Below are 25,164 nucleotides of genomic sequence, written 5' to 3'. Positions count from 1 at the left end.
CCAAGAGGCAGCCAGTGGCTGCGAGTGTCGGTCAGGCGTTGGGGCGCTTCCCGCCGTTGGCGTTGCTCTTCTTGCGCGCCTTGCGCTTACGCGTGCGCCTGCTCATGGAGTCCTCCGGTGCTTCGTTTCTTTGAACATCACAAGCGTAGCCCCGCGCCGATAGCATTGAGACCAGGGCCAGCGGGCCGACCCAGACTAGCGATCGGTGAGGATGCGGTGAGCACGAGGACTTCCGGCGGAGCTCGAGATCGGTTTGCCAAGAACCGTGCCCCGATGTCGGTGTTGCCGTTCCTTCGGGCGCTGGCCGAGTCGGGCGGCTCGGACCTACATTGCAAGGTCGGATCGCCACCTCGAATCCGAGTTGACGGTCGGCTGCGGCACCTAGATGTCCCCGCTCTGTCGGCGTCCGACACAGAGCACATGGCCCATGAGGTCCTGCGAAGCGACCTGGTTGACAAGTTCGACGAGACCAACGAGGCGGACTTCGCCTACTCGATGAAGCAAGTGGGCCGCTTCCGGGTCAACGCATTCCGCCAGCGCGGCTCGGTCGGACTGGTCTTCCGGGCGGTGTTGATGGGGGCTGTTCCTTTGTCCGAGTTGGGGCTGCCGGACGTCATAGCGCCCCTATCGCTGGAGCCGCGTGGTCTTGTCCTCGTTACCGGACCGACCGGCTGCGGAAAGACCACCACGCTCGCCGGGATGGTTGATCACATCAACAGGACGCGCGAGGTCCACATCGTCACCATCGAAGACCCGATCGAGGTCCTGCACACCGATGACGTCGCCATGATCAATCAGCGCGAAGTGCATGTGGACACCGCGAGCTTCGCTGTGGCGATGCGCGCGGCCATGCGGCAGGACCCCGACGTGATCCTCGTGGGGGAAATGAGAGATATTGAGACCGTCAGGGCCGCGATATCAGCCGCCGAGACGGGCCACTTCGTGATGTCGACCCTCCACACCGTTGACGCCGAAGAGACGATCGCGCGCATCATCGACTTCTTCCCTCCGCACGAGCAGCGCCAGGCTCGGCTTAGCCTGGCTGGCTCTCTGCGCGGGATACTGTGTCAGCGGCTGGTCCCCAAGAAGGGCGAGGAAGGCCGTGTCGTCGCTATGGAGGTCTGCATAAATACCGGGCGCGTGGCGGATGCCATCGCCGACGCGGAGAAGACGTCGACGATCGGCCAACTCGTGGCCGAGGGTTCCTATTACGGCATGCAGACTTTTGATCAGCACCTCACGAAGCTCTTCGCGGAGGGCGTGATAACCATGGACGCCGCTCTGGCATGCTCCACTAACCCTCATGACCTTGCCGTTGAGCTTCGGCGACTCGGCCTGGCCACCTGAGAGCGGGCGCACAATGGGTTCAACCACGAATCGGGCTGCCGTCGTGCGAGTCGTCGGCCCCGCCGACACAGCGGAGTCGCTCGGCAGTGGCGATGTGGCGGTGCTGGCAACCCCGAGGCTGATCGCCTGGGCAGAGGCCGCGACGGTTCTCGCGGCGGTGTCGCTGCTGGCGCCGGGTCAGACGTCCGTCGGAGTGGCCATTGACGTCAAGCATCTGGCCGCCTCCCCTGTCGGCGCGGAAGTCGAGGTGTGTGCCGTGGTTTCGGCGAGTACCGGCAGCCGCATCGACTTCGATGTCACGGCACACAACTGCCAGCCAGACGGCATCAACAAGCAGGTGCTCAGCGGTCGCGTATCCCGGGCGATCGTCGACCGCGGGGACTTCCAGACCCGATTCGCCAAGCCCCCTGTAGGCTCCGGCCCGTGACAATACCTAAGACCGTTGGCCAGGTGAGCATCGAGCGCGTCGGCGCGGTCGCCGTGATCCGCATGCGCGCTGGGCGCGCCAATGCGATGTCGGCGGAGATGTTGTCGCTGATGAGCGACGCGGTCGCGGAAGTTCGGGCCAGCGACGCGGAGGCTGCCGTGTTCACCGGTGACGGCCGCTTCTTCAGCGCCGGACTGGCCCTGCCGGACCTGATCGACCTCGATAGAGCCGACATGGCTTCGTTCATGAGTTCGGTCGACGCGGGGATGAAGGACATCCTGACTCTTCCGATTCCGACTATCGCGGCGATCGATGGGCCGGCGATCGCTGGAGGGTGCGTCCTGGCGTTGATGTGCGACCTGCGTGTCATGAGCTCCTCAGCACGGTGGATCGGCTTGACCGAAGTCAGACTCAGCATCGGGTTGCCCGCGATGGTCGTGGAGGCGCTGCGCTTCCGGGTGCCAGCATCGTCCCTGACTCCCATCGCCCTGGTTGGCGAATTGTGGAGCCCCGATGACGCCCTTGGGCTGGGGCTAGTAGACGAAGTGACCGAGCCGTCCGGTGTTGTTGATCGCGCCATCGCCCGAGCCGGGAGTCTGGCTGGGTCCCCAGCCGCGTTCGCTCAAATCAAGAGTTCCTTGCTCAGGCCCGTGGTGGCCGAGATCGAGCGCTGCGGCGAAAGCGAGCTGGATTCGTGGCTGGAGACGTGGTTCAGCGCTGCCGGTCAGGAGCAAGTTCGATCAGTCGTGGCGGCGCTTCGCCGCTAGACCCCGGTTGTTGAGCGAGGGTAGGCGACATCGGTGTCGGTCATCACATTCACCAGATAGGGGACCCCGGAGGCGAACGCGCGGTCCAGCGCCGGTCCAATGCCCTCAGGCGCCCGCACGGTTTCGCCCGCCCCTCCCAGGGCGCTCACGACAGCGTCGTATTCGGTGGGCCTCAAGTCTGCCGCTACGTCATATCCGTACAGGAAACGCATCGGGTGCTTCTCCAGTGCCCAAGCCGAGTTGTTGCCCACGACCATCACGACGGGCATCTGATGCCTGACCAGGGTGTCCACGTCCATCAGGCTGAAGCCGGCCGCGCCGTCGCCGAGAAGAAGCACGACTTGGCCACTTGGGCGATGCGCGCGAGCGGCCATCGCGTAGCCGAGCCCGGTGCCTAGGCAGCCGAACGGTCCCGGGTCCAGCCAGTGCCCCGGCCGCTGCGGCTCGATGAAGCGGCCGGCGAAGGACACGAAATCGCCTCCATCGCCGATCACGATCGCGTCGTCCGCCAGCCGCGGAATCAGCTCGCCGTAGATCCGGGCCGGGTGTATCGGATCAGCCGCTCTACCTAGTAGGTCGTCGTCGTCGGCTCGTGCCTTCCGGGCCACTCCCGTCAGCGTGTTCAGCCATTCCGAATGGTCCCGCACCTGTCCACGTTTCCCGTACACGTCGGCCAGTCCGGTGAGTACGGCTGACAGGTCGCCGCACGTCGAGTCGCGCAGTGTGGTGTGACGGGCCACTTCTCCTGGCGAGTCCGCGATGTGAATCACGTCAGCGGGATCGGCCCCGTCCTTACCTCCGAAGATCCCGTATCCGAGCCGGAAATCCAGGGGCGCGCCGACGACTAGAACCAGGTCGGCCTGGCCGAACGCGGTGGACCGTGCCCGGGTCACCAGGCAGTCGTGGCCGCGCGGCAGGATCCCGCGCCCCATGCCGTTGGCGATCGTCGGAATTCGCAGCTGATCCACGAGGGCGAGCGCCGCTCCCTCGGCCCCGTCGGCCCAGACGTCCCCTCCAATGACCAGGACCGGACGGTTGGCCTGCTGGAGAGCCTCGGCGATGCGCTGAATCGAGTCAGGATCGGGCAGCAGACGGTTTAGCGCCGGGCCCGCGGGATGAGGAGCCTCCGCGAACGAGAAGAGCACGTCCATTGGTACGTCAACGAAGACCGGGCCCCGATGCGGACTAGCCGCGAGCCCGAATGCCCGATCCAGTTCAGGCGCGGCGCTGGCCGGATCGGTAATCGTGAACGCTTCCTTGGTGATACTCGAGACCAGCGGCGGGTGATCGAGCTCCTGAAGTGCCCCGGTGCCCCAGCGCCCCGCTGGCGCCCGGCCGCCCAGCACAACGCATGGGGACCCGTTGAACCAGGCACTGGCAATCGCGCTGACGGAGTTGGTGACACCCGGACCTGCCGTCACGGAAGCGAAGCCAGGGGACCGGGACAGCTTCCCCGTCGCCTCGGCCGCGAACACCGCAGTCGCCTCATGGCGCACGTCAATGATGCGCAAGGGCGATTCCGGCGCGTTGACGGCGGCATCGAGCATCGGGAAGATATGCGCGCCGGACAAGGTCCACAAGACGCTTTGTCCGTGGGCCCGAGCGGCCGCGACGGCGTGCGTGCCGCCGTGTCCGTGCAACGAGGGCGGCGGGGCTGGGGCGTTAGTCACGGGATCTGACGCTACATCAACGATTCGGGTCGACCCCCGACGTCCTGTTATCGCTAAGCAGTTCTCGCAGCAGGTCCGCGACTGTTGCGCGACGACCTCATCTCGTTCAATGAGGTCCAGTTCGATCGTCGCGCGTTGCCGCCGCCAGTTCCCTAGGCTCGGATCAATGGTGACGACCGAGTTGAACGAAGGGGCAAGACATGGCCAAGCAGGCGGGCGCACTCATGGCGTCAGAGATCGCCGAGCAGCCGGAAGTTCTGGCGAGGCTGCTGGATCGTGAGCCGCAGATCGTCGCGACGGCTCGCGAGATCGCCGAGAGATCACCCAGATTCGTGCTGCTTGCCGCTCGTGGGACCAGCGATCACGCTGCGCTGTATGCGAAGTACCTGATCGAGGTACTGCTCGGACTGCCGACCGGGTTGGCGTCTCCGTCAACTCTGACCGCGTACGGCGCGCGCCCCGATCTGGGGGGCGTGCTGGTGATCGGCGTCAGCCAGTCTGGAGGTTCCCCTGACTTGCTTGAGTCGGTCTCGGTCGCGCGGGAGTGCGGAGCACTCACGCTATCGGTGACGAACAACCCAGAGTCGGAGATGGCGAAGGCCGCGAACTGGCACGTTGATGTCGTCGCGGGCAAGGAGCGAGCCGTAGCTGCCACCAAGACATACTCCGCCGAACTGATGGCGCTGTGGCTGCTCATCAACGGTTGGTCTGGCCGCGACAGTGAGCAGGCTCGCTCGCTTCCGGGGTTGGCCGAAGGCCTCGTGCAGCGAAGAGACGAAGTGGCGGCGATCGCGACCAGGTACAGGTTCACTGACCGCCTCGTGACCACCGGGCGCGGGTACTCCTACCCGACGGCGAGGGAGGCGGCTCTGAAGCTGATGGAGACCGCGTATGTCGCCGCCCACGCGTTCAGCGGCGCGGACCTTCTGCACGGCCCTCTTGCGATGATCGACCGCGACCATCCGGTTGTGGCGGTCGTGCCCGACGGTGTTGGCGGTGAGGCCATGCGCCCCGTCCTCGAACGGCTCAAGGAGCGTGGAGCTGACGTAGCGGGGTTCGTTGGAGCGGATTCGATCGATCTGACAACTGTTGGGTATCTGCTGCCGGATCAGCCTGAGGAGCTTGCGCCCATCATCGACATCATTCCTCTGCAGCAACTCGCGCTAGAGATGTCGGTGGCTCGCGGCTATGACCCCGATCAACCTCGCGGGTTGTCGAAAGTCACCCAGACCTGGTAGTCGCGGCAGCAGCTGGTGTGTCTCAGGCCAGCCTGGCGCGTTCGCGGGCGCGACGTCGCTTGAGCGACCGGCGCTCGTCCTCGCTCATTCCACCCCAGACCCCTGCGTCCTGGCCCGTCTCGATTGCCCATTCAAGGCACACGTCCATGACTTCGCAGGCCTGACAGACTTGCCTGGCCTCTTCGATCTGCATCAGCGCGGGCCCGGTGTTCCCGATCGGGAAGAAGAGTTCCGGCTCTTCGTCACGGCAGGCGCCTCGGTGTCGCCAGTCCATGCGTCCTCCTCATAGAAGCCCTTGTGGGGCTTGCCTAACTTCCATTCATCCGCGAACAGAGGGGCCAGGCAGCGTGTCGAATTCGCACCAAGTAACCTGGATTACGACTTCGATTTGCGGCCGACCCCCTTGTCGGCGACTCAAGGGTTACAGTTCAGTGCGCCTCAAACAAGGGCTTGAGTCGCCCGGGTCGCGATCATTGGTGTCGTGTTCGTCACATGTGGCGCGCTTGACTAAGCCAGGAATGGGGTCTTCGCCCCCTCTGGCCGGAGATCGTCGACGTGTCGGGGGCATCGCGATGGCGTCAGCGATAGCCTCACGAGATGCGCGGGCTGCTGGTTGTGAATCCAAATGCGACAACGACAACGGAAAGAGTCAGGGATGTGTTGGTGCACGCCCTCTCGGACCAATTGGATCTCGAGGTCGTGGTCACCACACGGCCAGGCCACGCCAGGGAACTGGGGGAGCGGGCTCTGCGCGAGCGGTTGGACGTTGTTGTAACCCTGGGTGGTGACGGGACGATCAACGAGGCCGTTAACGGCATGCTTGTCGATGGACCGGGGCCCGATGTCCCAGCGCTCGCGACGGTTCCCGGTGGTTCAGGCAACGTCCTGGCGCGATCAGCGGGCTTGCCCAAGGACCCGGTAGAGGCCACGGGGATGATCATGGCTGGGTTGCGTGAGGGACTCATCCGGACCATAAGCCTTGGCCTCGCCAATGACCGTTGGTTCACGATGAGTGCGGGGATGGGCCTGGACGCGGAGATCATCACCGCGATGGAATCGCAGCGCGCCAAGGGACACCAGGCTACGTCCATGCGCTACTTCGCGACGGCGCTGCGTGAGTTCTTCATCCGCACGGACCGGCGCAATGCGCCGATCACGGTGAGCCGCCCGGGCGAGGAGGACATCACGGGCGTGTACGTCGTAGTGATTCAGAATGGCGCGCCTTGGACGTTCCTTGGTGACGTCGCGATGAACCCGAGCCCGGAAGCCAGCTTCGACGAGGATCTGGATCTGTTCGCAGTCCGGGATTTGCGCGTTGTGTCGGCCCTGCGATGGGCCCGGCGGATATTCATGGGCAGCCGCGCCGGGTCGGTCAAGGGCCTCATCGTGGGCCACGACATCCCGGAGTTGACTGTTACCGCTAGTCGCCCGACGACTGCTCAGGTGGACGGCGAGAGTCTGGGCGAGCAGGAGGTCCTGCACGTGCGCAGTGTGCCTCGGGCCTTGAGGATCGTGGTCTAGCCCAAGGCCAGTCCAAACCAGCGAGCGAGAGCTTGCCGGGATCGAGAGGTACGTCCTAGTACTCGTCGAGGAGCCCTTCGCGCAGGTCCGCCAGGGTGCTGCCCAGAAGCCGTGACACGTGCATCTGGGAGATTCCGATTTCCTCGGCGATTTCCGATTGGGTCTTGTTGTCGAAGAAGCGCAGCAGCAGGATTCGTCGTTCCCGCTCGGGGAGTGCCGCTAGCAGTGGCTTAAGGGACTCACGGTTGTCGACTCCCTCAAGGTCCTTGTCGTCGGTGCCGAGCGTGTCGCTGAGCGTAGCCGATTCGTCGGGGTCCGACGATCCCGCGTCAAGTGATGACGTCGCGTAGGCCTGGGCCGACTCCAGACCTTCCAGAACCTCTTCCTCGGAGATCTTCAGCTCGGCGGCGAGCTCTGCCACGGTGGGTGAGCTCCCCGACTTCTGCGCGAGTTCCGCGGATGAGCGGACTATTGCGAGTCGGAGCTCCTGCAGTCGCCGCGGGACTTTGACAGCCCAGCCTTTGTCACGGAAGTAGCGCTTGATTTCCCCGACGATGGTTGGTGTTGCGAACGTCGAGAACTCAACTCCTCTGGATGTGTCGAAGCGATCGACCGCGTTGATAAGTCCGACCGTCCCCACCTGAACGAGATCGTCGCGACTCTCTCCGCGATCGCGGAACCTCCTGGCAAGGTGCTCGACCAGAGGCAGGTTCATCGTGACGAGATCGTCCCTAAGCCTCGCCCTTTGAGGATCATCTAGCGGGGTTGCGGCCAGGCGTGCAAGCAGCTCATGCTCGCGAGCCCTGATTTCCGGCGACCAGCGAGCGGATTTCTCGCCCGACCTGGCTCTCACGACGCGACCGACGCGTTGCGGGCTGTCCGGAATGTGAGAGTCGCCTCGTTGCCTGACAGCGAAGTGGTCAGCTCGTCCACGAGGGCTGACATGACGATCCAGGAAAATGTCTTCCGCCGAGGCGGCCGCCCCGAGCTACTCACCGAGGTCACATCGATCCGGAGACCATTCGGCTCGGGTGTCCATTCGCACCGTATCTGGGTCCCCGGCACGGCGTCGGACAGCATCAGGGCCACAGCCTCGTCGATCGCCAGCGTCATGTCGTCCAGCCGGTCGATGGTGAAGCCCAGGCGGGCGCAGATGCTCGCGGTCGCGGCCCGCGCCAACGCCAAATGGGAACTCGCGGCTGGGATGGTCAGGCGGATGGCATCATCGGCTGGGTTGGCGGGGGTCACTGACGGATCAGGCCTTCTTCGTTGCCCAGAAGATCTCAGCTATCTCGTCGATCTTCGCCAAGAGGGCATCGGCCACGGCTGGGTCGTTCGTTCCCTTCGTGCCGCCCGCCCCCGCGAGCTTCGTTGCCTGGTTGAACAACTCGTTCAGCTGGGGGTAGGTCTCGAAGTGGGCTGGCTTGAAGTAGTCGGTCCACAGCACCCACAAGTGCTCCTTGACCATCGATGATCGCTGTTCCTTGATCGTGATCGCCCTGGCCCTGAAGTCGGGATCGTCGGAGGCGTTGTGCTTGTCCATGCAGGCCTTGACCGACTGGGCCTCGATGCGGGCCTGAGCCGGATCGTAGACGCCGCAGGGCAGGTCGCAATGGGCGTGGGCAACGGCTTTCGGCTCTAGCAGTCTGCGCAGCATGAGAGTCTCCTTCCTCGCAGCGCATGGGCGGAGGGCTGATGGCCCTGGCGCTGACCCTACTCTGCCGGGTATGGCTTGGCGATACTCGTTGCGACCGGGGATTCTTGGCGTAACTAGGGTTGAAGTGCGTGGCCGATCGATGTTGCCTACGTACAGTCCGGGTGACTGGCTGCTGGCGTTGCGGATCAGGCCATGGACCGGGTGCGTCGTTCTGGTGCGGGACCCTCGGGTTCGCTCCAGGCTGATTCTGAAGCGTGCCGTCCGTAGGACATCGGATGGCTGGTGGGTCGAGGGGGACAGCCCAGCGGACAGTACCGACAGCCGCGCCTTCGGCTCGGTCCCTGACGCGCTTGTTGAGGCAGTCGTGGTGGCTCGCTACTGGCCGATCCGACGCGGAAACGTGGGAAAGATAGTCGTCGAATGAAAGTCGCCGCCGCTAACTGTACGGTGAGGCCTCATGTTCGCCGTGTTCGCCGAATCGATCAATCCCGCTTACCCGCTCGCCGGACTCGTCGTCGGCGAACGTCCGGAACAGACGGGTGAGACTGGATGGGCCAGGGTCGAAGTTCGCGCGGCGAGCCTGAACCACCATGACCTGTGGACCCTGCGCGGAGTCGGCATCTCGCCGGAACGACTCCCGATCATCCTGGGTTGCGATGCGTCTGGGGTCGACGAGGATGGTCACGAAGTAGTCGTTCACTCAGTCATCGCTGACCCCGAGTGTGAGGATGAGACCGAGGACCCACGCCGCAGCCTGCTGTCAGAGATCTATCCGGGGACTTTCGCGGAGTACGTATACGTTCCACGGCGCAATCTGCTTCCGAAACCGGCGTGCCTGACGTGGGCCGAGGCCGCCTGCCTTCCGACGGCGTGGCTTACGGCCTATCGGATGCTCGCGACAAGGTCCGGACTTCGCCCTGGCGACACGGTCCTGATCCAGGGCGCCGGTGGCGGAGTCGCGAGCGCCGGGATTGTTCTCGCCCGAGCGATGGGGCTACGGGTCTGGGCCACTTCACGCGACGAGTACAAGCGCGAACGAGCACGCCAATGTGGTGCGCACGACGTGTTCCGGCCCGGCCAGAGGCTTCCGGAACGCGTGGATGCGGTGTTGGAAACTGTTGGCGCGGCCACCTGGGACCATTCCATGAAGGCGCTCAAGCCCGGTGGCCGGATCGTGGTGTCTGGAGCCACATCGGGAGGCAACCCTCCCGCTGACCTGGTCCGTATCTTCTTCAAGCAGCTTTCAGTAGTCGGATCCACGATGGGGACCAGGGACGAACTGCGGCGTCTGCTCAAGCTGTGCGAAGTGTCTGGAGTTCGTCCCGTCATCGACCGGGAGATGCCGATGGCGCAGGCTCGTGAGGCGCTGGCGGCGATGGCAGGCGGCGAGATCTTCGGCAAGATCGTTCTGACTCTCCCCGCCGCGTGACCAGCCTGGGCCAGGCGAACTCTCGCCGACTAGCCTCGCAGGATGGGCAAAGCTCCCCGACTGGGCGTCTTCCTCGACATTGAGGGTCGCCCGGTGTTGTGCGTGGGTGCTGGCCGACTCGGAGAGCGCCGGATCCAAGGACTCCTTGAGCGCGGTGCCGTCGTGACTGTTATCGCGCCGCGGGCCGGACCCAGAATCGGGGAGCTGGCCGACCTCGGTGAGCTGTCTTGGCTGGAACGGGAGTTCCGGGCCGGTGATGTGCTCGCGTCCGGACGCCCATGGCTGGTACACACTGCCACGGGAACAGACACGGATCTGGCAGTGGCTGCGGAGGCTGAGGCCGCCGGCGTCTGGTGTGTCGACGCGGCGTCGTCAAAGGATTCGCCAGCCTGGGTCGCAGCGGCGGCCCAGGGCCCGGACGGCGTCTCGGTGGCCGTCAGCGGCGGGGGCGATCCGACCAGGGCCCGTGCGCTGGCCTCAGCCGTGTCCGACGCGCTGGCAAGCGGGAGTCTGCCTGTACGTCGCCGCCGGCTGGGTGGGACGGGATGGGTGGCGCTGGTGGGGGCGGGTCCGGGTGACGCCGGGTTGATTACGGTTCGCGGACGCCAACTGCTGTCGCTGGCCGACGTCATTGTTACCGATCGGCTTGTTCCGCCCGAGCTTGTGTCAGATGTTCCCGACGACGTGCGCGTGATCGACGTAGGCAAACAGCCCGGCAGGCATCAAGTTCAGCAGGAGGAGATCAACGAGATCCTCGTGGAGAACGCCAAGGCTGGGCTTGCGGTCGTTCGCTTGAAGGGCGGCGATCCGTTTGTGCTGGGTCGCGGGGGGGAAGAGGCGCGGCACTGTTTGGCCCATGGAGTCGCTGTCGAGTGGGTTCCAGGCGTCACTTCCGCCGTAGCGGTCCCGGCTGCTGCTGGCGTTCCCGTCACCCAGAGGGGGCTTAGCACCTCGTTCATGGTCGCGTCGGGACACGAGGCGGCTCGGGAGGCGCTGGCGTGCGGACCGGCGACGACGCTCGTGCTGCTGATGGGGGTATCGCGCCTTGACGCGACGGCATCGATGCTGATTGGGGCTGGTCGCGACCCGAGCACTCCAGTCGTCATCGTCGAGCGAGGGTGGACTCCCGAGCAGCGCATCGTTCGGTCAGATCTGGCTTCCGCCGCGGCCGATGCCCGTTCGGCTTGTATCAAGCCGCCCGCAGTAATAGTGATCGGGGCCGTGGCGGGCATGCCCGATGTCCTGGGCGAGGTCCGCCGGGTCGTCGACACCTGACGCGGATCTGTTCAGGTGATGTCTCGGCGCAGGGTCGTGGTGACCGCGAGGGCGCTGAACGCCACCGCGTAGGCGAGCATGACGAGCGCTCCGCCCCATGTCGGCAGTAGACCCGCGCCCTCCAAGGTCGTGCCCGCGCCCAGGACGGAAGACGCGGCACCGCCTGGCAACCATTGGCCGACCGAGGGCAGGAAGGCCACGATCAACGGCTCGACGAGCATCACCCAAAGCAAGGCCAGGACTAGGGCGGCGACTTGATTCGTGACGAGCGCCCCGAACGCGCATCCCAGGATCGCGAACAGGGCGAAGCACAGCAACACCCCCGCCGCAGCTTGCAGAACGGCGAGCCAGTCGATGGGAGCGTGCTCGCGCAGAGGGAGGAGCGCTAGAGCCATGCCGATGCCCATCACGGTGCACACGACGCCGAGGATCGCCCCAACAAGCGCCTGAGCGGACGCCTTGGCTGCCATGAAGCGGCCACGATCCGGTTCGGTCAGGAACGCGTCTGTGATGGTTTGGTGCCGATATTCGCCTGTGACTGACGTGATGCCGATGATGAGCGCGACTACGGAGGCGGAACCGAGTCCCGACCACAACGCCAGCATCATGCTCGCGTCAGTCAGAGCTGGGAAGCCCTCCATTCCCGCCGCGAGGATGATTGGCACTATGCCGAGTGCCGTGATTGCCACCCCGACTAGGGACAGGATCCACCAGGCGCGGGTCGTCGTGGCTTTGATCCATTCGGCGGCGATGAGTTGGATCACTTGCCATCCTCGCCTTCGCCCGCTGTGAGCGCGAGGTAGACGCTTTCCAGTTCGGGTTGGTCTTCGTCTAGGCGGTGAATCTCAACGTGCTCTCTCCAGGCCAGGTGCCCGATCGCCCCAGCGGTTGTGCCCGAGACGCGTGCGAACGTTGGAGATGACTCAAGCAGTTCGCCGCCGGTCTTTGGCACCTTGGCGAGCAGAGCCGACAGGTCAGGCCCTTCGACGCTGACTACTCCCCGTCCCTCGGCCCGCAGAATCTGGCGCAGGGATCCTGTCTTCACAACTCGGCCGGCGACGAGGATCACGACATCGTCAACGCTTTGGCGGACCTCCGCTAGCAGGTGGCTGGACACAAGGACCGTTTGCCCCTGTTCAGCCAGCGACCGAAGGAGTTCGCGCAGCCATGCGATCCCGGCGGGGTCGAGCCCGTTGGAGGGTTCGTCCAGGACGAGGGCCTGTGGTTGGGGCAACAGGGCCATCGCGATGGACAGCCGTTGGCGCATGCCAAGGGAGTATTGGCCGACTCGCTGTTCCGCGTGGTCGCTCAGGCCCACGCGAACTAGCGCATCGGTGGCGGAGGACGCCGGCATGCCCAGCGCCCTTGCTCGTATGCGCAGGTGGTTGAGCGCTGTACGGCCCGGGTGGAAGCCCGTCGCTTCCAGGACCGCTGCGACTGTCTGGCATGGCCTTCGCAGCTGCCCGTACTGACGCCCGTCGATCAGGCAGGATCCGCTTGTTGGCGTCACAAGTCCCAGCAAGCAGCGAAGTGCGGTGGTCTTGCCCGCGCCGTTCGGCCCCAGGAAGCCGGTGATGCGGCCCGGCTGGACCTGGAATGACACGCTGTCCAGTGCCAGGGGGCCATGGCGCCCGAATCGTTTCGTCATGTTCTCGAAGTCGAACACCGGGCCGGGCATGCCACAAGCCTGCCAGACGCGGGCCCGGCGGCGGAGTGTTAGAGGCCGTTCAGGCTTGTTCCGAACTACTCGGCCTGGTTGCGGCCCGCACGAGGTCGCTGAGGATCTGTACGAAAGACGAGGTTGACCCGACGGTCGCGGTGGCCTGGGCCCCAGCCTGGCTGGCCTGGGCGCGGATTCGGTCGTCGAGGAATCCCGGAGAAGTCAGGATGGGTACGATGACCGCTCCGGGGGACGCGAGCCCGCGCACCGCCTCCGGGCTAGGAGCGACTGAGCATGTGGTGCCGAGCGAGGCCGCGACGGCGGTCGCGAGCGGCTGGAAGTGCCTGGATTGATCGTTGGCGGTGCTGCCCGCGACGGCCAGAACTACCGTTTCGCCCCCTTCTCGCAGCGAGCTAACCGCTTCGATGACGGCCGGAACGAGCTGAACCGGTGTTGGCGGTTCGATGAGTCGAGGTGTCGGCTCGATTCCGCGCAGCGCCAGGCTGACGTCTCTGGCCCAGTGGGCGCCCGCGGCGAGCAGGAGCGGCAACATAGCGGGCGAACGCAAGCGTGCGGCCGCTTCGGCGGGTGAGGGCCGGTTGTGCTGAAGGTACGCGACCGCGATCGAGACCGAGGTCCGCTGCTGAATCGCTGAAGCGATGTCGGCGATGGCGGAACGATGTCTGCTGTCTTCGCTGCCGTGCGCTATCAGCACGACCGCGCCGTGTGTCACCTCAGTGCGTCCTCGTCCGCGCGTGAAGTCCATTCGGCGAATGACTCGTTCTTGCCTCGCGCGGTCAGGTACCGGGTCACTACGCGATCGACGTAGTCCGGCAGATCGTCCGCGGCCAGGCGAAGCCCACGCGGGGTGCGCCCGAATCCTGACCGTTCCCCCAGCGATCCGCCTAGCGTGACTTGGAATCCTTCTGCCGGGTGCCCGGCGTCGTCTTGGACCAGTACTCCGCGAAGCCCGATGTCCGCGACCTGGAAACGCGCACACGAGTTGGGGCATCCGTTGACGTGGATCGCGATGGGAACATCCACGTCGGGCAATCGGCGCTCTAGCTCGTCGAGGAGCGCGGCCGTGCGAGCCTTCGTCTCAGTGATCGCCATCTTGCAGTACTCAATACCGGTGCAGGCCATGGCAAGGCGGCGGAATCCCGATGCGTCTACGCGCAAGCCGGATCTGAGCAATTCGGCGGACAGGTCGGCGGTGCGGTCGCCGGGCACATCCAGGATCACTAGGTTCTGCTGGACGGTCAGCCTGATGCGCCCTGAGCCGTACTCCTCCGCGAGGTCGGCAACACGCTTCAGAACCGTTCCGGACAGGCGGCCCACGGTTGGGGCGGCTCCTACATAGAACAGGCCATCGCGCTGTGGTGCGACGCCAACGTAGTCGCGCTGGCCGGTCGCGGTTTGGGGCGGAGGCGGGCCGTCAATCAGTGGCCGTTTCAGATACTCGGTTTCCAGGACCGCGCGGAACTTGTCCGGACCCCATTCGGTGACAAGGAACTTCATCCGAGCCCGGTTACGGTTCCTGCGATAGCCGTAGTCACGGAAGACTGAGGTCACTGCCCGCCAGACTTCCGGTACCTCTGCCAGCGGGACCCAGGCACCCAGCCGTACCGCCAGCTTCGGAGCGGCGGCCAGGCCGCCTCCCACCCAGAGGTCGAAGCCGGGCCCATGATCGGGGTGGATCACTCCGACGAAGCTGATGTCATTGAGTTCGTGGACTACGTCTCCACGGGGCGATCCGGAGATCGCGCTCTTGAACTTCCGAGGCAGGTTCGAGAACTCCTCGCTGCCGACGAACCGCCTCGCGATCTCCGCGATGGCGGGCGTGGCGTCCACGATCTCGTCGGCCGCCACGCCAGCGAGCGGAGAGCCCAGCACGACCCGCGAAGTGTCGCCGCACGCCCCGGCCGTAGTTAGCCCGACTGAGTCCAAACGTCGCCAGATCTCCGGGGTGTCCTCAACGCGGATCCAGTGGAACTGGATGTTCTGGCGGTCTGAGATGTCCGCCGTGTCTCGCGCGAACTCCTGCGAGATTCCGCCGAGGACGCGGGCCTGCTCGCTCGTCAGGGCTCCGCCGTCGGTGCGGATCCTCCACAGCAGGACCTCATCCTCAAGCTCGTCCAGCGGGACTGACCCCATCTTCCACGCTGGGATCCCCGGTCTGCGCTGGGTGTAAAGGCCCCACCACCGCATGCGGCCCCGTAGATCGTCGAGCGGGATCGATCGAAGCCCCGTTCGCGAGTAGACCTGCTCGACCCGCTCGCGAACGGCCAGCGGGTCTCCCGTGGCCTTGATGCGCTCGATGTCGTTCAGAGGGTCCGTCTGGCCGAGAGCCCACTGGCCCTCAGTGCGGGGCTTGCGACTGGTCAGGGCGGTCACAGGTGAAGTCCGCACTCCGTTTTCGCGCGCCCGGCCCAGCGTCCGGCCCGTTCGTCCTCGCCCGCTTCGACGGCTCTGGTGCAGGGGGCGCAGCCGATGGAGCGGTATCCGATCTGTTTGAGGGGGTTCTCCATGATCGAGTGCTCCTGGATGTGGGTTTCCAGATCCCCGTCGGTGAACGCCGCGATCGGATTGATCTTGATGAGCCCGTTGGTGTCATCCCAGTGCACGACCGGGGTTTGGGCGCGGCCGTCGTGGTCGCTGCGCCTAAGTCCCGTTGCCCAGGCGTCGTAGCCCCTCAGAGCCGCGGCCATCGGTGCTGTCTTGCGGATCGCGCAGCACAAGTCCGGGTCGCGCTCCCAGAGGTTCTCGCCGAACTGTTCGTCAAGTTCGGCGTGAGTTTGCTCCGGTGTCAGGGAACGAACGTTGACCGGCAGTGTCGCCGCGACTGCCTCGCGAAGGCCCAGGGTCTCGGCGAAGTGGTATCCGGTGTCGACGAATAGGAGGTCCACGCCTGGTAATGCATGCCCGGCCAGATGCGCCATCACTCCGTCGGAGAACGACACGGCCACGGCGATGCGATCGATGCCCAAGGCGCTACCGAACCATTCAAGCAACTCTGTCGGGTCCGGTTCTTCTCCGAAGATCGCCGCTCCCTCGTCTGCGAGCGCACGCAAGTGGTCGGTGCTGCGGCGCGTCGGCAGCAGGTCTACGTCCGTCATCTCAGTGCCTCCTCGTCGGCGCGTGATGTCCATTCGGCGAACGACTCGCTGTCGCCGCGCTGTGCCAAGTACCGGTTGATCAGGCGTTCCACGTAGTCGGACAAGTCGTCAGCCGCGAGCCTAAGCCCCCGCAGCGCGCGTCCGAAGGCGGATCTGTGTCCGAGTGATCCGCCGAGCAGAACTTGGAACCCCTCGATCTGCGTTCCGTCATCTCCCGCGACGAGCACTCCTCGGAGCCCGATATCGGCTATTTGGAAGCGGGCGCAGGAGCTTGGGCAGCCGTTTACGCTGATCGTGATCGGAACGTCCAGATTCGGCAGGCGTCGCTCGAGTTCGTCGATCAGGGCCGCTGCCCTCCCCTTGGTTTCCGCTATCGCGGACTTGCAGTATTGGACGCCAGTGCAGGCCATGGTCGAGCGGCGGAATGGCGAAGGGTTGACGTAAAGACCCAGCTCCAGAAGTTCTGCGGCAAGCTCGTCGGTTCGTTCACCGGGGACATCGAGGATCACGAGCTTCTGGTGAATCGTGAGTCGGATTCGGCCGGACCCGTAGCTCTCGGCCAGATCCGCTACGCGCTGCAGGATCGTGCCCGACAGGCGACCGACGGTCGGCGCCGCCCCGACATAGAACAGGCCGTCGCGTTGCGCGTGTACTCCTACGTAGTCTCGCTGGATCTTCACCCGCTCGGGGGGCGGTCCATCGAGCAGGGGCCGGTTCAGATACTCGGATTCGAGCACCTCACGGAAACGCTCAACCCCCCAATCGGAGATCAGGAACTTCATCCGCGCCCTGTTTCGGTTCCGCCGGTAGCCGTAATCGCGGAAGAGTGCGTTGATGGCTTGCCAGACCTCGGGGACCTCCGGCAAAGGCACCCATGTGCCCAGCCTTTGGGCGAGCTTGGGGGCTTTCGATAGACCTCCGCCGACCCACAGGTCGAAGCCTGGCCCATGATCGGGGTGAATCACGCCGACGAAGCTGACGTCGTTGATCTCGTGGACGACATCTCCGCCCGGCGCCCCCGAGATGGCGCTCTTCACCTTGCGTGGCAGGTTAGAGAACTCTTCGGTGCCCACGAATCTACGGACGATTTCGTCGATGGCGGGTGTGCCGTCAATGATCTCGTCAGCCGCGACTCCGGCTAACGGTGAGCCCAGGACCACGGCGGGGGTGTCGGCGCAGGATCCTGAGGTGGTTAGGCCGACAGAGTCCATGATGCGCCAGATCTCGGGTGTGTCCTCAACTCGTACGCCGTGGAGTTGCACGCACTGACGATCTGATAGGTCCGCCGTGTTCTGGGCGAATCGCTCGGAGATCGCGCCGAGGACTCGGGCTTGCTCACTGGACAGGGCGCCCCCGTCGATTCGCACTCTCATCAGGAGGAGTTCGTCCTCGAGATCCTCAGGAGCCAACGTGGCCGTCTTGCCGCCGGGAATCCCTGGTCTGCGCTGAACATGAACCCCTGCCCATCGCATGCGACCTCTCAGGTCGTCCGGCGGTATGGATTCGTAGCCGCCTAGCGCGTAGATCTGCTCGATGCGCTCGCGGGCATCCAGCAAGCCTCCCCCAGCTTTGATGCGCTCACTGTTGTTCAGGGGCGTTAGTTCCCCGAGCGCCCATTGGCCCTCGGAACGGGGTGCGCGGCTCTGCTGAAGTGTCCGCGTGTCCGACTTCATTGCGTCTCCGGTGATTCCGGACGCTGGTGATCGGGTGAGATCCTGCCCCGCGCAACGGGTTCAGGTCCCTGCCCGAGCGCCGCACGTCCAAGTGGGCGGGCTTCAGGCAGGACAACACATGACGCAGCACATCGGTGCCGCCGCAGGGGCGACTCCGGTGCTCATCACGCGCATGACAAACAGGATGCCCTACGAGGTCCGGCTTCGTCAACGCGGCCGGGCGATTGCTCCCTCGCCGCACCCCTCTCCACCGCGGAAACGGCCGTTCCCGACAGACGCGACGGTTACGCCAAGAAACGGGCGTTGCAACGGTCGCGTCTGTACCCTAACGGTCGCGTTTGTTGGGAACGGCCGCTAAGTGCAGGCGGGGTCGGCATCGACAGGCACCGACCGGCATCAGTCGGACGGGGGCCAATAGGATCTCGGGCATGGACGTATCGGAGTCGACCCGGGAGTTCCCGGTAGCTGGGGATTGGGGATCCGGAGGGCACAGCGCGCAAGTGCGCGCCCCGTTCGATGGGTCCATCATCGCCACCGTGCCTCAATTCGGAGCTGCGGACATCGACAGGGCAGTCGAAGCAGGGCGCGCTGCGTTGCGAACCAACCCACTTCCCAGGCACAGACGTGCGGCGATCCTGGACCTCGCCGCACAGAACCTGGAGCAGCGCAAGGAGTCAATTGCCCGCACGCTCGCGCTGGAAGCCGCCAAGCCAATCACCCAGGCGCGAGGAGAAGTGGACCGCGCTGCCTCAACGTTGCGTTTCAGTGCGGCCGGGGCCCGCACGATTGGCGGAGAGTACGTGCCCCTGGACGCGTCCGCGGCGGGGGAGGGCCATATCGGCTTCGTCATGCGGCGGCCGATTGGGGTTGTCGGGGCCATCTGTCCGTTCAACTTCCCCTTGAATCTTGTCGCGCACAAGGTGGGCCCCGCCATCGCCGCTGGGTGCCCGGTCGTGGTCAAGCCCGCTGGGCAGACGCCGTTGTCGGCTCTGGCGCTGGCGAGCTCACTGTTCGACGCTGGCCTTCCGCTGGAGTACTTGAGCGTTGTCCCTGGGCCTGGGAGTGAGGTTGGCAGTGCCTTGGTCGATCACCCCGACGTGGCACTGATCTCGTTCACTGGTTCGCCGCCGGTTGGGTGGGCTATCCGCCAGCAGGCTCCCCGCAAGCGAGTCGGTCTGGAGCTCGGCAACAACTCGCCGCTGATCATTTGCGAAGACGCTGACGTGGAGCGCGCTGCTGCGGGGGTGCGGCTGGCGGGTTTCGGCCACGCTGGGCAGTCGTGCATCTCCACGCAGCGGATCCTTGTGGAGGAGTCCGTGAAGCTCCGCTTCATTGAGGCGCTGGTCAATCAAGTCGAGTCGCTGGTCGTGGGGGATCCACTGAGCGAGGAGACTGAGGTCTCGGCGATGATCTCAACCGCGGAGCGGGATCGCGTGGCCGGTTGGATACAGGCCGCTGTCGAAAACGGAGCCAGCGTGGCGACCGGCGGGACCATGACCCCTGAGGGCGTCTTGAGGCCAACGGTCCTGATCGACGCTCGCGCCGACGACGACGTGTGTGCCAATGAGATATTCGGCCCGGTCGTTGTCGTGCGCGGCTACTCGCAGTTGGCGGAGGCAGTCGCGGAGGCGAACGACACCAAGTACGGGCTCCAAGCGGCAATCTTCACGGACAAGTTCGATGTCGCCATGATGGCGGTCCAAGAGCTTGACTTCGGCGGCGTGCTAGTTAACGAAGTTCCCACCTGGCGCGCGGACCAGATGCCCTACGGCGGCCTCCGGGACAGCGGCAACACAAGAGAAGGACCGGCTTGGGCGATCCATGAGATGACTGAGGAGAGGCTCGTCGTACTCAGGCTTCCATGAACGCAGCGACTTGGTCGCGGCCGGTCTCAGAACCGCGATCAGTCCGCGTCGCTAAGCGCCAGGATTTCGTCCAGGGCTTCCGAAAGACACCGGACCATCACTTCATGGTCGTAGATCGCAGCGGTGTCGATGTTGATCCCCAGCTCCGCTCTTCCGTCGTAAGAGAGCAGCGCTATGTTCATGGCGGCCCCGCCTTTGGGGGCGAACGGGATGAGCTGCTCGACTCTGGCGCCGGCCGAGCAGATGGGAACAGGGGGCCCAGGCACGTTGGTCGCCGCCACGTCCGTGCCCTTCATCATCCCGGCAGCCAGGGCTGCGGTCGCTGGTCGCGGTAGTGACGTCAACAACCTGTAGACAGGTTCACTTATCTCCAAGGCGGGTTCAGTGCGAGCCTGCTTCAAGATCGGGTGAAGTTCCTGGATTCGACCGGCGGGATCCTTCGGCCCCAGGGGCAGAGGGAACCTCGCTGGTACCCATCTGTTCCCCTGCGTGGGAGCCTCTCCCGGATGGCGCAAGTTGACCGGCATGTTGACCCGGACGGCCGGAGCCTCCTCCAGAGTCACGCCATGCGCCGCGTGATAGCGAGCGATCCCCCCGGCCACGACTGCCATGAAGGTGTCGTTGAGCGTGGCTCCCTGCCCGTGACTGACTCGCTTGAGCGCTTCCAGGGGAGCTTCCAGGACCGCGAAATGCACACCGAGGGATCGTCCGCGCATGACTGGACTCATTGGCGTCGACGCTGGCGCCAGTATCCGGGCCGCTGACGACGTGAAATCAACCCCGCTCCTGACGGTGCCGACGGGGTTCGTAACAGCGCCCGTGACGATGCTCTTGCCCTTGTCCGCTACTGCCCGGACCTGGTCGACAGCTGTCCTGGCCTGGTACTCCAACCCCTCCACGACTCGCTCTTTGAAGTCCTCGTGTCCTGTCTCCTCGACTTCCAGATCTTCGTCCGCGATCGCGCGGGAAGGCTCTTCGGTCAGGTCGAAGATTGTGGCGGCGATGGCCATGCCGCCGAGCCCGTCTGTGATGGCGTGGTGGATCTTCATGATCATCGCGGCTTTCGCGTCCTTGAGGCCTTCGATCACGACGGCATCCCAGAGCGGTCGGGCGCGGTCGAAGTCCATCTCGGCCATGTGCTCTGCGATGTCCAGCACGTGGGCTTGATCGCGGCTGCCTGACGCCCTCCGGTATCGGAGATGGAAGTCGAGGTCGAAGTCTTCGACTGACTCCCATCGGGGCGGCACTAGAGAAATCGGGTTTCCAACAGCGCGGCGGCGCATCGACGGGACCCGTACGGTCATCTCCTCGAAGCGCTGGCGCAGGATCTTCCGGTTCGGTCTCTTGTTGAGCATCACAACAAGCGTGACCACTGAACGCAGCAGAGGATCATCCTCAACGCCCCACATGACAGCGTCGAAAACGCCCATTCGACTGTCCACCTTGCGCGTCACGTAGCACCTCCTTGGGTCAGCCTAACGACACCCCGCCGATGGTTCCGGTGAAATCGCAAGGTTGGCCAGCAAGTGATATCTGCCACTCGACCGTCGGGCGTGCGCCCAGTTTGGGGGGAATGGGCACGGGTAGGACCCCGCAGGAGTTCAAGAGACTCGATGTTCGACGCTCGTAGTTGCTAGCGTCGGCTGTGAGAGACGCAGGCGGTGCGCCATGCGTGTGGAATGGGACGAGGTGAGCGCATATGAAGAAAGCGCTATTGATCGTGATCGCGGCGGCCGGGGCAATCGCTGGCCTCGCTGTGGCGAAGCGTCGGGGATCATCCGACGCGGACGAGGTTTCTGATCGGGTGAACGTTTGGGCTGATGCTGTTGGGCAGGCGGCGCAGAAGGCTGCCGGCACTGTCAGCGAAGTCGCCAAGGAGGCTGCGGTCGCGACCGACCGCGCTGCCCAGAGAGTTTCGGATGCCGCAGCCACGGTCGGCTCGGTTGCTGCCGCAGCCGCCGAGAAGACCGAGGGCGCGGCTGGCGCGGCTGCGAAGAATGCCTCGGGTGTCGCCGCTGAGGCGGCCGACGTAGCTGGCAACGCAGCGCGTGAGTCGGCGCAGAAGGCCGCTAGCAAGAAGCAGGTAGCGAGTCAGCCAGGCGCGAAGAAGGCGACGCCGAAGAAAGCCGCGGCGAAGAAGACGGCTCCGCCTCAGAAGTAGCCCCGTACTTTCGTGAGTCCTGGGGTGGCTGGACGCGTCGGGGAGTTCTGTTTCCGGGTGCCGTTCGGTATGCGCCCTGACGCGCTGTACTCGGAGAAGCTTCCGGGGGCGCTGGCGTACGCGGCTGTCGCGTGCGCGTGGCAGCGTCGCAAGGATGACTTGGGTACCCCCTACATCACTCATCCGATGGCTGTGGGGACACTGGTTTGGAGACACGGCCTTGGAGACCCGCTCATATCGGGGGAGTTGGAGGAACTGGTCATCGCCGCGGTTCTCCACGATGTTCCCGAGGACGCTGGGGGTCAGGCCCGGCTGAATGAGATCGAGGAGATGTTCGGCGCGAGGGTTTGCCAAGTCGTGGCCGCTGCCACAGACAGCCTCGCCGATAATCCGGCCACGAAGCCTCCGTGGCTGGAACGCAAACAGCGGCACATCGCTTCTGTCCGTGAGCTCGCATCGCCCGCTGACGGCTTAAGTGCGCCTGACAGGGGGGCTTGCCTGGTGATCGCCGCCGACAAGCTGGACAACCTGTCTGCCACGGCGGAGGGCGTGGCGCGCGACGGAGAGGGCTACCTGGATCGATTCCGCGGAGGACCGGAAGGCACGCGCTGGTACTACGGTGCGATGTTCGCCGCGTTGGAGCCCGCGTTATCGACGAACCTCGTAGCGGAGTTTCGTCGTCACCTCGACGCGTTGCGGGGGCCGCATCACGCGAATGGGTAGCTCTCGACAATCTGGTAGGTGGGCCGTGGCCCAAGCGTCGACGTGACCAAAGTCAGACTCGCCGGCTGCCAGGTCGGTCCCCGGTACGAGCTGAGCTTGGCCTGCTGGTCCGATGGCAGCGCCCTGCCCCGCGCACGGGCTACGGTCAGGTGAGGGCGGAACGTCTCCGGCCGAGTTCCTGGTGCGAGGCGCTCAGACAGGAGTCGCGCCAGCGATCCGAGCCAAGGTCCAGACTCGACTCCGACCCAGAGAACGTCGCAGAAACGGCCGCTCCCTTCAAGCCGTATGGGGGTAGCCGTCGTCTCGGCCGCGATCCGGGATGCCGCCTTCGTTAGGCGGCGCTGGCTGATCTCACGGGTGCCCAGGAACATGATGGTTACGTGCCAGCGTTGTGGTGACTGCCATCTCACCCATCGCGGCGAAGTCTCGCGCAAACTATCGGTGCGCTGGGCCAGATCGAGTACTGCTCCTTCGTCTGGCCAGATCGCGAGGAAGCGGCGGAGGCTCGAGGCTGCCCTGGTTTCTGCCACGCGAACAGCATGCCACCGGGATCGCGTCGGCAGTCTTGGGACCACTCGGGCATCAGTTTCTGGAACCATGCGCCTATGACCGTTTACGTTGACCCGAGCGGAAGGCGCATCACCGTGCCAGGTCTTGGCGGACGTGCAGATCAGGCGCACGCCGTGGGCCAGTCAGACCGCGATCCAACACTCATCCAGCTCAGCACTGAAGGCGGCGCGGCCGCCACGATCTACCCAGCGCTCGGCTTCAACTGCATAGACCTGCGCCTCCGGATCGGCGAGAGGATCGTCCCAGTCATCCACTCTGAGCCTGATGTATTGGCGGGTGGCAGTCCAACTCACAACGGGATTCCGATTCTCTTCCCGTGGCCCAACCGGATCGCCGAGTCACGCTATGAGTGGGATGGAACGGACTACCAGCTGACTGCCAATGACCCTGACGGTCGCCACTGCCTGCACGGTTTCGCCTGCGATACGCCTTGGACACGATTCCAGCCTGGGGACGCCGACGAGGGTTCTTCCGTGATGGGAGTCTTCCGGATCTCGGAAGACGCACCCGAGCATCTAGGCCAGTGGCCCGGCGATCTCGTCCTCGCGGTCACGTTCGCCCTCACCGACCAAGCTCTGAAGGTCACGTCGACCGTGAGCAACCCGGATGATCACCCTGTCCCGTTCGGACTTGGTTTCCATCCGTACTTCTCGCCGCTCGGGGCCGGGTCGATCGAAGAGTGCGGCGTGTGGATCGACTCCCATGGCTACTGGCGACTCGAAGGATGCATTCCGACCCGAGAAGTGCTTCCTGTCGACAAACTCCGCGATTTCCGCAGCTCGCCAGAGATCGGGGATCGGCAGTTGGATGACGTCCTTACCGAGCTGTCGAGGTTCGACTCAGGCGGCGACGGTCTGATGGATCGGGCGCGACTGGTTGGTGGCGATTTCGCGATGGTCATGCGTTGCGACTCGAATTGGCGGGACATCGTCGTGTTCACGCCCGCGAACCGGGCCTCATTCGCGATCGAGCCCTATACGTGTCCGACGGACGCGATCCACATGACGGTCGATGACGGCCGAGATGTCGGATGGCGGGTGCTAGGCCCAGACGAAAGCTGGACCGGGGTAGTGGAGCTAAGAGTCGAAGAAGCACCGGCGAAGGGCTGATTCGGTTGGCGGGCGCAGAGCGCGAGTCGGAACTGCCGGAGAGGGTCCGCGTCCAGCGACTCACCGATGTCGCGAGTTTGGGCGAGGAAGGCGAACACGTCGAAGTGCTTCTGGCGGGCACGGGTTGGCGTCTGGAGCGGATCATTTCTCGGGGTCAAACCACGCCCGAGGGGCAGTGGTACGACCAGGAAGAAGATGAATGGGTCGCGGTCCTGGCAGGCTCCGCTCGGCTAGAGGTAGCAGGCCAGGTTGACCTAGAGCTCGGCGCGGGGGATGCTGTGCTGCTGCCCGCCCATCGCCGTCATCGGGTTAGCTGGACCGATGAGACTCAGGCCACGGTGTGGGTCGCGTTGTTCGCCGACAGCAGTGAGCGCTGAGGGCGACTTGGCCCGTCGTTTGGCCGAATCTTGCTGGCGGCCATTCGCGGGTCCGCTGTTAGCATTGGGCTCCCGAGCCCCCGTAGCTCAGGGGATAGAGCAGTGGCCTCCGGAGCCATGTGCGCAGGTTCGAATCCTGTCGGGGGCGCCTCGTGTTTCCTTCCTGATTCCCTCGTAAATCCCCTAGTCAGAGCGGCCGGGTGTCCAGCCCGCCTACCCCCCGGGGTTGCGTTTTCACGGGGGGCGCCAGGACGGCCCCGTGGGGGTAGCGTTCGAACGTCCCCCTCTCAGCGTCACCGCCGGTTCGCTGAGTGTGACTGGGTCCAAGTTGGACACTTCTCGGAGCGGTTGGCGAGTGAGGTCGAGCTTCGTGCCCGGGGTATGTCTACGCGGGCTGTCGCCGCCGAACTTGGGGTGGACAACTCCTCGCTTGCTCGTGGCCGAGTGTTGACCGCCAGGCTGGCTGAGGATGATGCCGTCACGGTGGGCTGGTCTTTCAGCGATGCGATGGCCGCATGGGACCCCGTCATGTAGTTGTTCATGTGCGTCGTCATAGTGAGGATGTAGCGAAGGATGGGC

Annotated in this window: 27 protein-coding genes and 1 tRNA gene; 15 read left to right on the top strand and 13 right to left on the bottom strand. The window is 65.0% G+C overall.

Annotated features, from left to right (window positions below):
- Nucleotides 1-216: 216 nt before the first annotated feature.
- From Q8P38_06865 to Q8P38_06855, 3 genes are read left to right on the top strand one after another with little or no spacing between them, the layout of a single operon-like run.
- A complete protein-coding gene (locus Q8P38_06865) occupies nt 217-1,347 on the top strand; it encodes a PilT/PilU family type 4a pilus ATPase (GenBank protein MDP4014321.1) in 1,131 nt (376 codons plus the stop codon).
- Nucleotides 1,304-1,774, top strand: coding sequence for a hotdog domain-containing protein (locus tag Q8P38_06860; protein MDP4014320.1), 471 nt, complete (start codon nt 1,304-1,306; stop codon nt 1,772-1,774). Before Q8P38_06865 ends, Q8P38_06860 begins: the two co-directional genes overlap by 44 nt.
- On the top strand, nt 1,771-2,541 hold the full coding sequence (locus Q8P38_06855) for an enoyl-CoA hydratase/isomerase family protein (GenBank protein ID MDP4014319.1): 771 nt from the start codon (nt 1,771-1,773) through the stop codon (nt 2,539-2,541). Before Q8P38_06860 ends, Q8P38_06855 begins: the two co-directional genes overlap by 4 nt.
- Here the strand turns inward: Q8P38_06855 and Q8P38_06850 are convergent.
- A complete protein-coding gene (locus Q8P38_06850; protein ID MDP4014318.1) occupies nt 2,538-4,211 on the bottom strand; it encodes an acetolactate synthase in 1,674 nt (557 codons plus the stop codon). The genes Q8P38_06855 and Q8P38_06850 overlap by 4 nt on opposite strands.
- A 200-nt stretch (nt 4,212-4,411) precedes the next feature.
- Here Q8P38_06850 and Q8P38_06845 point away from each other — a divergent pair, with 200 nt between their 5' ends.
- The gene (locus tag Q8P38_06845) at nt 4,412-5,449 is read left to right on the top strand and encodes an SIS domain-containing protein (GenBank protein ID MDP4014317.1); all 1,038 of its coding nucleotides are present in this window, start codon (nt 4,412-4,414) and stop codon (nt 5,447-5,449) included.
- 22 nt (nt 5,450-5,471) lie between these two features.
- On the opposite strand, the gene Q8P38_06840 is transcribed toward Q8P38_06845, so the two are convergent.
- Complete coding sequence (locus Q8P38_06840) at nt 5,472-5,723, bottom strand: WhiB family transcriptional regulator (GenBank protein ID MDP4014316.1); 252 nt, start codon at nt 5,721-5,723, stop codon at nt 5,472-5,474.
- Between the two features lie 323 nt (nt 5,724-6,046).
- Between Q8P38_06840 and Q8P38_06835 the strand changes: the two genes are divergently transcribed.
- Entirely contained in the window at nt 6,047-6,970 is a 924-nt protein-coding gene (locus Q8P38_06835; protein MDP4014315.1) for a diacylglycerol kinase family protein, read from the top strand.
- Between the two features lie 55 nt (nt 6,971-7,025).
- Here the strand turns inward: Q8P38_06835 and Q8P38_06830 are convergent, their stop codons facing one another.
- The 3 genes from Q8P38_06830 to sodN are packed head-to-tail and all read right to left on the bottom strand — an operon-like array spanning nt 7,026 to nt 8,627.
- Complete coding sequence (locus Q8P38_06830) at nt 7,026-7,823, bottom strand: RNA polymerase sigma factor SigF (protein ID MDP4014314.1); 798 nt, start codon at nt 7,821-7,823, stop codon at nt 7,026-7,028.
- Entirely contained in the window at nt 7,820-8,218 is a 399-nt protein-coding gene (locus Q8P38_06825) for a hypothetical protein (protein MDP4014313.1), read from the bottom strand. Before Q8P38_06825 ends, Q8P38_06830 begins: the two co-directional genes overlap by 4 nt.
- Nucleotides 8,219-8,225: 7 nt before the next feature.
- The gene (gene sodN / locus Q8P38_06820; GenBank protein MDP4014312.1) at nt 8,226-8,627 is read right to left on the bottom strand and encodes a superoxide dismutase, Ni; all 402 of its coding nucleotides are present in this window, start codon (nt 8,625-8,627) and stop codon (nt 8,226-8,228) included.
- Nucleotides 8,628-8,697: 70 nt separating this feature from the next.
- On the opposite strand from sodN, the gene Q8P38_06815 reads away from it, so the two are divergent.
- Genes Q8P38_06815 through cobA form a run of 3 tightly spaced genes read left to right on the top strand, consistent with a single transcriptional unit; the run spans nt 8,698 to nt 11,331 of the window.
- Nucleotides 8,698-9,051 carry a hypothetical protein gene (locus Q8P38_06815; GenBank protein MDP4014311.1) on the top strand — a complete coding sequence of 118 codons (354 nt, stop codon included), beginning with the start codon at nt 8,698-8,700 and terminating at the stop codon, nt 9,049-9,051.
- 33 nt (nt 9,052-9,084) lie between these two features.
- Complete coding sequence (locus Q8P38_06810) at nt 9,085-10,056, top strand: zinc-binding dehydrogenase (protein ID MDP4014310.1); 972 nt, start codon at nt 9,085-9,087, stop codon at nt 10,054-10,056.
- A 42-nt stretch (nt 10,057-10,098) separates the two neighbouring features.
- The gene (gene cobA / locus Q8P38_06805) at nt 10,099-11,331 is read left to right on the top strand and encodes a uroporphyrinogen-III C-methyltransferase (GenBank protein MDP4014309.1); all 1,233 of its coding nucleotides are present in this window, start codon (nt 10,099-10,101) and stop codon (nt 11,329-11,331) included.
- Nucleotides 11,332-11,342: 11 nt separating this feature from the next.
- On the opposite strand, the gene Q8P38_06800 is transcribed toward cobA, so the two are convergent.
- Genes Q8P38_06800 through Q8P38_06775 form a run of 6 tightly spaced genes read right to left on the bottom strand, consistent with a single transcriptional unit; the run spans nt 11,343 to nt 17,780 of the window.
- Complete coding sequence (locus tag Q8P38_06800) at nt 11,343-12,095, bottom strand: ABC transporter permease subunit (GenBank protein MDP4014308.1); 753 nt, start codon at nt 12,093-12,095, stop codon at nt 11,343-11,345.
- Entirely contained in the window at nt 12,092-13,009 is a 918-nt protein-coding gene (locus Q8P38_06795) for an ATP-binding cassette domain-containing protein (protein MDP4014307.1), read from the bottom strand. Before Q8P38_06795 ends, Q8P38_06800 begins: the two co-directional genes overlap by 4 nt.
- Nucleotides 13,010-13,058: 49 nt before the next feature.
- Entirely contained in the window at nt 13,059-13,724 is a 666-nt protein-coding gene (locus tag Q8P38_06790) for a CbiX/SirB N-terminal domain-containing protein (GenBank protein ID MDP4014306.1), read from the bottom strand.
- Nucleotides 13,721-15,385, bottom strand: coding sequence for a nitrite/sulfite reductase (locus Q8P38_06785; protein ID MDP4014305.1), 1,665 nt, complete (start codon nt 15,383-15,385; stop codon nt 13,721-13,723). Before Q8P38_06785 ends, Q8P38_06790 begins: the two co-directional genes overlap by 4 nt.
- Nucleotides 15,382-16,107 carry a phosphoadenylyl-sulfate reductase gene (locus Q8P38_06780; GenBank protein ID MDP4014304.1) on the bottom strand — a complete coding sequence of 242 codons (726 nt, stop codon included), beginning with the start codon at nt 16,105-16,107 and terminating at the stop codon, nt 15,382-15,384. Before Q8P38_06780 ends, Q8P38_06785 begins: the two co-directional genes overlap by 4 nt.
- Complete coding sequence (locus Q8P38_06775; protein ID MDP4014303.1) at nt 16,104-17,780, bottom strand: nitrite/sulfite reductase; 1,677 nt, start codon at nt 17,778-17,780, stop codon at nt 16,104-16,106. The genes Q8P38_06780 and Q8P38_06775 overlap by 4 nt, the downstream gene beginning before the upstream one ends.
- A gap of 428 nt (nt 17,781-18,208) precedes the next feature.
- Between Q8P38_06775 and Q8P38_06770 the strand changes: the two genes are divergently transcribed.
- A complete protein-coding gene (locus Q8P38_06770; GenBank protein MDP4014302.1) occupies nt 18,209-19,645 on the top strand; it encodes an aldehyde dehydrogenase family protein in 1,437 nt (478 codons plus the stop codon).
- A 38-nt stretch (nt 19,646-19,683) separates the two neighbouring features.
- On the opposite strand, the gene Q8P38_06765 is transcribed toward Q8P38_06770, so the two are convergent.
- On the bottom strand, nt 19,684-21,099 hold the full coding sequence (locus Q8P38_06765) for a wax ester/triacylglycerol synthase family O-acyltransferase (GenBank protein ID MDP4014301.1): 1,416 nt from the start codon (nt 21,097-21,099) through the stop codon (nt 19,684-19,686).
- Between the two features lie 245 nt (nt 21,100-21,344).
- Here Q8P38_06765 and Q8P38_06760 point away from each other — a divergent pair, with 245 nt between their 5' ends.
- Together Q8P38_06760 and Q8P38_06755 are read left to right on the top strand one after the other, a co-directional pair.
- Nucleotides 21,345-21,806 (top strand): hypothetical protein, encoded by a 462-nt coding sequence (locus Q8P38_06760; GenBank protein MDP4014300.1) that lies wholly within the window; start codon nt 21,345-21,347, stop codon nt 21,804-21,806.
- A 24-nt stretch (nt 21,807-21,830) separates the two neighbouring features.
- Nucleotides 21,831-22,529: an HD domain-containing protein gene (locus Q8P38_06755; protein ID MDP4014299.1), complete on the top strand. Its 699-nt coding sequence runs from the start codon at nt 21,831-21,833 to the stop codon at nt 22,527-22,529.
- On the opposite strand, the gene thpR is transcribed toward Q8P38_06755, so the two are convergent.
- Nucleotides 22,514-23,059 (bottom strand): RNA 2',3'-cyclic phosphodiesterase, encoded by a 546-nt coding sequence (gene thpR / locus Q8P38_06750; GenBank protein ID MDP4014298.1) that lies wholly within the window; start codon nt 23,057-23,059, stop codon nt 22,514-22,516. The genes Q8P38_06755 and thpR overlap by 16 nt on opposite strands.
- Before the next feature lie 75 nt (nt 23,060-23,134).
- Here thpR and Q8P38_06745 point away from each other — a divergent pair, with 75 nt between their 5' ends.
- The 4 genes from Q8P38_06745 (at nt 23,135) to Q8P38_06730 (ending at nt 25,119) form a co-directional block, all read left to right on the top strand.
- The gene (locus Q8P38_06745; protein MDP4014297.1) at nt 23,135-24,208 is read left to right on the top strand and encodes a hypothetical protein; all 1,074 of its coding nucleotides are present in this window, start codon (nt 23,135-23,137) and stop codon (nt 24,206-24,208) included.
- A gap of 5 nt (nt 24,209-24,213) precedes the next feature.
- Entirely contained in the window at nt 24,214-24,585 is a 372-nt protein-coding gene (locus tag Q8P38_06740) for a cupin domain-containing protein (protein ID MDP4014296.1), read from the top strand.
- 76 nt (nt 24,586-24,661) lie between these two features.
- Nucleotides 24,662-24,733: transfer RNA gene (locus tag Q8P38_06735), tRNA-Arg, on the top strand.
- A 233-nt stretch (nt 24,734-24,966) separates the two neighbouring features.
- The gene (locus tag Q8P38_06730) at nt 24,967-25,119 is read left to right on the top strand and encodes a hypothetical protein (GenBank protein ID MDP4014295.1); all 153 of its coding nucleotides are present in this window, start codon (nt 24,967-24,969) and stop codon (nt 25,117-25,119) included.
- Nucleotides 25,120-25,164 lie beyond the last annotated feature (45 nt).

This window comes from Candidatus Nanopelagicales bacterium (genome assembly GCA_030700225.1).
In the GTDB taxonomy this organism is placed as follows: Bacteria; Actinomycetota; Actinomycetes; order S36-B12.
The sequence above is the reverse complement of the archived record's forward strand: the minus strand, read 5'-3'. Positions and strand labels throughout refer to the sequence as shown.